Origin of the sequence: Bacillus sp. AP50, from assembly GCF_040492675.1 — a bacterium.
Lineage (GTDB): Bacteria > Bacillota > Bacilli > Bacillales > Bacillaceae_G > Bacillus_A > Bacillus_A cereus.
The window spans coordinates 1-5,932 of the sequence record NZ_JBEUTW010000234.1 but is presented as its reverse complement, the minus strand read 5'-3'; the positions used below and the strand labels follow the sequence as shown (position 1 = coordinate 5,932).

The window sequence follows — 5,932 nt, the reverse complement described above, 5'->3', positions numbered from 1 at the left end:
CGAGCGCTCCGTGAGAAGTCCAACTGTCTGCCCTCTCTTTACTCCCTGTTTTACTAGGCTATGTGCGATCTGGTTAGCCATTCCATTTAGCTCTTGATAGCTAAGCTTCCTGTCTTCGAATATCAGCGCTACATTATCTGGATTTTTCGCTACTTGCTTTTCAAAAAGCTCCTGCAGCGATTTATCCTTTGGATAATGTTTCATAATATCGTTCTTTAACAGCAGCTGTTTCTTTTCTTTTTCTGTTAACAGTTCAATATCATCCAACAGACAATCTGGATTACTAATGATTTGTTGCAAAATATGATTATAATGATTAGCCATTTTTTTAATGGTTATTTCTTTAAAAAGACTAGATTTATACTCTACCGTAAACTGGAGTGTTTCCCTTTCCACAAATGCCCAGGTCATATCAAACTTTGAAATAGACCAATTCCATTTATAAGGATGTAAATGAAGTCCAGGTATTTCAACTTGGTTATCTATATTCTGCAAAGTAAACATAGTATCGAATAATGGATTTCTGTCCAGAGTTCTGGAAATATCCAACTGTTCAATGAGTTCTTCGATAGGTATATCTGCATTTTCAAAAGCATTCAATACTTCATGCTTAACTTGTGATAGAAATTCCTGAAAAGATATATTCCCTGCTGATTTATTCCGAATTACTAATGAGTTAACGAACATACCAACAACCGGTTCTAACTCTGCATGCGGTCTCCCCGCTATTGGCGTCCCAATCAATATATCATCTTGGTTTGTATATTTTGAGAGTAAAACATGATAAGCAGCTAGTAGAATCATATACAATGTTGTGCTATCGTCATTTGAGAAGGCAGCCTTTAGTTTTGCAAGCTCACCAGCAGACACTTCAAAGTTTAGTGTTTTTCCCTTAAAGCTTTGTACTTTTGGCCGTTTATAATCCGTGGATAGCTCTAATATAGGTAGTTCTCCTGACAGGCGTTCAAGCCAGTAGGATTTCTGCTTTTTCAAATGCTCCTGCTGAGCTATTTCACGTTGCCAGCCCACATAATCTTTATATTGAACCTCTATTTTTGGAAGTACTTCCCCTTGATACAGGAGAGAGAGATCTTCTAAAAGCACAGCCACTGAAATACCATCTGAAATGATGTGATGCATATCTAACATCAAAATGAAGCGGTTATCCTTTAGTTTTACAAGACTTGCTCGAAAGAGAGGAGCGCAACTTAAATCAAAAGGCTGTATGAAAGACCTTATCAGTCCTGGCATTTCTCCTTCATCAGCCTGCATAAAATCCATACTCCATTTAACTTCAGAATGAACTTTTTGAGTGAGCTCCTGCTTGTTCAAATGAAAAGAAGTTCGTAGTGACTCGTGCCTACTTATCAGGGACTTTAATACAGAAGCTAACTGGTCGACATTTAAGTTTCCTTCTATCTCAATAATGGCCGGCATATTATAGTGAACTCCAGATTCTCTTCCCTCCAACTGATTCACAGCAAACATACGCCTTTGAGAAGAGGAAACTGGGTAAAAAGGTTTTTCTTCCATTGGAAGAATAGATTTATACTGTATTTCTTTCGAATCATAAATCAACCTGGTCATTTCCTTCAGAGTGGTCGAAGTGAATATCTCTCGTAGAGAGACTGCTTTATTAAATTCCTTCTGAATCCTATGGACCAGAACAGATGCTTTTAGAGAGTGTCCGCCTAATTTGAAAAAATCATCTGTGCGACTGACATTTTCGATACCGAGCAGTTCTTTCCAAATCTCAGCCATTTTTATTTCTCTTCCTACAGGTAGTTCGTAATCCACTTGGAGATCTCTGTATACAAAAGGATTTGGGAGCGCTCTTTTATCAACCTTTCCATTTGTCGTAAGCGGTAGTTCTTTCAATCTTATAATGCTAGTAGGGATCATATACTCTGGTAATTTCCTTTTTAATTCCATCTGTAGATCCTGTTCGGACCACTCTGCCTCTGACACTACATAGGCACATAAGTAGGATCCGTACTCGTGGCTATTTGCTGTTATCACAACAGCATTTTGGATATCCGGATTTTCAAGTATCCTGGTTTCAATTTCTCCTAGCTCTATCCGGTGTCCTCTCAATTTAACCTGCTCATCCATTCTTCCAAGATATTCAATATTTCCATCTGGTAACCAGCGTACCCAATCGCCCGTTCTATATAACGTTCCATTTCCAAAAGGATTTTTAACAAACCGCTCGGCCGTAAGACCTGGAAGATTTAGATAGCCTTTTCCTACCCCTTCTCCTCCAATACACAATTCGCCAGGAACGCCAATAGGCTGAAGCTGGAGATATTGGTTTACTACATATAGAAAAGTATTATTTAAAGGCTTTCCAACCGGAACCGTTCCTGTAACCTTTACTGCTGAATCTACAGCATATGTTGCTGCAAAAACTGTCGTTTCAGTAGGCCCATATCCATTAATCAGTCGGTTTTCTCCAAGGTAGTCAAAAGCTTTACTTACATGTTTAACAGAGGCCTTCTCTCCACCAAAAATAATTTTCCTCATGCCTTTCAAACAAGAAAGTTCCAAGTCGACAAGCGCATTAAATAGGGCTGCCGTCATAAAGGAAACAGTAATATTCTCATCCTGGATATATCCCGACAGTGCTTTCATATCTAATGCCGTTTCCTGTGGAATCAATACAAGAGTTGCTCCATTCAGCAGAGCACTGTAAATATCGAATACAGATCCGTCAAACGCGTAATTAGAAAGCTGCAGTATTCGATCTGTTTCTAAGATTTCAATATATCCGTTGTTTATAATTGTCTTAATAACATTTTGATGAGCAGTAAGATTTCCTTTAGGTTGTCCGGTCGATCCTGAAGTATAGATGATATAAGCTATATCTCCCGGTTCATTTTTATTCAATAGATTATGACTGGATTCCCGAGCCCACGCTTTCTCACTAAGAATTAAGACCTGACCCATATAACCCTCTGGAATTAATTGCTCACTCTGTACTACTATGAATTCTGTTTGACTGTCTTTAAGCATATAACGAACCCGTTCTGAAGGGCTGCTTGGCTCAATTGGGACATATGTTCCTCCCGCTTTCAAAACCCCGAGTATGGCTACAATCATTTCAGCTGATCTTTCCAAGATAAGCCCTACTGTATGGCCGCGAGCGACCCCTCTTTTCTGCAGACTACGGGCCACTTGATTCGCCTGTTCGTTTAATTCTTTATAAGTTAATAGACATTTCTCCATTGAAATAGCAATTTGATCAGGAGCTTCAGCTGCTTTATCCTCAAAGATCTCATGAATCGTTTTAGATCTCGGATAGTGTTCCTTTCTTCCACTGAACACCTCTACCAGAATATCGACTTCTTCTTTTCCAGCCAACTGAATATCAGCAATTGGCATCTCAGGACTGCTGATAATCTGCATGAGAATATGATTAAAGTGGCTTTGCATCCTTTCAATCGTTTCCCTTTTAAACAGGGCTGTACTGTATTCAATCGATATGGAAAGAGCGTCATCCTCAATCACAATCCAGTTCAAATCAAATTTCGCATTTCTCCAGCTCCAGTTATATGGATGAATATGTAATCCCGGAATATTCAACTTAGCAGCATCCATATTCTGAAAAGTAAGCATGGTATCAAACAGAAGATTTCGATTCATCGAGCGGTGTCCACCCAACTGGTCTGCCAGCTCTTCGATTGGATAATCTGCATGTTCATAAGCTTGCAAAACATTCTGTTTTACTTCGCTTAAAAACTTTGAGAAAGTCCATTTATCATCAAGGACATTCCTCAATGGAATTGTATGGGCAAACATACCGACGATTCCTTCAGTATCAGCATGAGATCGTCCTGCAACCGCTGTGCCAATAGCAATTTCTTTCTGTCCTGTGTACTTTGACAGCATGATATGATAAGCCGCTAAAAATGTCATAAATAAAGTGGCTCCGCTTTCGGTTGATACATCCTTTAGCTTCTGAATCAGATTAGGAGCTACCTCAAAGGTGCTAATCGCCCCCTTGTAATCCTTTTCCGCAGGTCTGCAGTAATCAGTCGGAATCTCAAGTATAGGCATTTCCTTCTGAAAAATATCTGTCCAGAAAGATTTCTGTTTATGGAGACGCTCTTTTTGAGTCGCACTCTGCACCCAGACAGCATAATCTTTATATTGAAGTGGAACCTCTGGAAGCTGATTCCCCATATACAGTTCTGCTAGTTCCTGCATAAGAATGTTCATGGAGATTCCGTCAGTAATGATATGATGCATATCAATCATTAGTAGGTGACGTCTGCTGCTCAACTTGATGATGCCTGCTCTTATCAAAGGAACTTTAGTAAGGTCAAAAGGCTGTATAAAAGAAGCTATAACTTGTTCAACCGCATCTTCTGTACACTCCGTGATTCTTAGACTAAAATCAGCTTTTTGATGTACTTTCTGCACAATCTCTTCTTCTCTTGCAATGACTGTTGTGCGTAGTGACTCATGTCTTTGAATCAGAGACATAAAAGCTTGATTTAATTGTTGCAAATCTAAATTACCGTGAATTTCAAATACACCAGGGACGTTATAACTTGTATTTTTTTTGTGCTCTTCAAGCTTTTCTACCAAATAAATTCTTTTTTGGGAGGATGTCGCTGGGTAATAATCACTTACCTTTACCGACGGAATTCGGTCAAAAGTGCCTTTCTGGTTGCTCTGTATATAATCAGCCAGCTCTTTTACTGTCGGCCGCGAAAATATCACCTTGAGAGGCAACTCGACTTTAACCTCTTTATGTAGACGCGAGGCGAGTAGCGTAGCCTTGAGTGAATGTCCGCCAAGTTCGAAAAAGTTATCATAAAGGCTCACTTTCTCGACACCGAGTATATCCTGCCAAATCTCTGCTATTGTTTTTTCTGTTTCTGTTTCTGGATCCTTATATAGTTCTATCACGCTACTAGGAGCAGGCAGCCTACCTTTGTCCACCTTCCCATTTGAGGTGAGTGGAATTTCATCCAGCTGCACAAATCTTGCAGGAATCATGAAACTAGGAAGCTTTTCCTGTAAAAATTTCTTCAATGCTACAGTTTCTACTTTCAACTCAGCCACATAATAAGCATATAAGTAAGATCCATTCGATCCTTCTCCTTTTAAAGCTACTACACAGTTTTGTATGTCAGGATATTCAGCTAGTCTAGCCTCGATCTCGCTTAGTTCTATTCTATGTCCACGGAGTTTTACCTGTTGATCCAATCTCCCTAGGCATTCCAAATTCCCATTAGGTAGCCAGCGTACTAAATCGCCAGTTTTATATACCTTACCTTCACCGAAAGGATTATCTATAAAGAATTTGTTTGTAAGCTCACTTTGGTTTAAATAACCTTTGCCTACTCCATCTCCGCCTATATATAATTCCCCAGGAACACCCATTGGTTGAAGATGACCAGAGCGGCTTACAACATACAGCTGTGTATTATTCATTGGACGACCTATAGGAATACAATCTAAGGAATTTACTTTATGATCAGCTTCATACGTTACAGCAAATACCGTTGTTTCCGTTGGACCATAACCATTAATTATCCGGTTATCTCCTAGATAATTGACGGCTTTGCGAACATGTTTTATAGAAGCCTTCTCGCCGCCCATCAAGACTTTTCTCAAGTTTTTCAAACAAGATATCTGCTCATCTACAATTACATTAAACAATGCGGTAGGCATAAAAGATATCGTAATATTTTCCTCTTCCATTAACCTTGCAATTTCCTTAAGATCGCTAGCAGCTTTGTTTGGAGCAAGCACGAGTCTAGCTCCATTCAACAAGGCACTGTATATGTCAAACACGGAACCATCAAAAGCGTAATTCGCTAACTGGAGAAGCCTATCGGCCGTTGTAATTTCAATATAGCCGTTATTTTTCACTGTTTTAATGACGTTACGGTGGGAAATCTGGCAACCTTTCGGTCTCCCA

The 5,932-nt window shown here is 39.4% G+C and carries 1 protein-coding gene; it reads right to left on the bottom strand.

The window, feature by feature from the left end; translation table 11 throughout:
• Window positions 1-5,932, bottom strand: a 5,932-nt coding sequence (locus ABWK52_RS17870; protein ID WP_353772050.1) for an amino acid adenylation domain-containing protein, incomplete at both ends; no start/stop codon positions are given.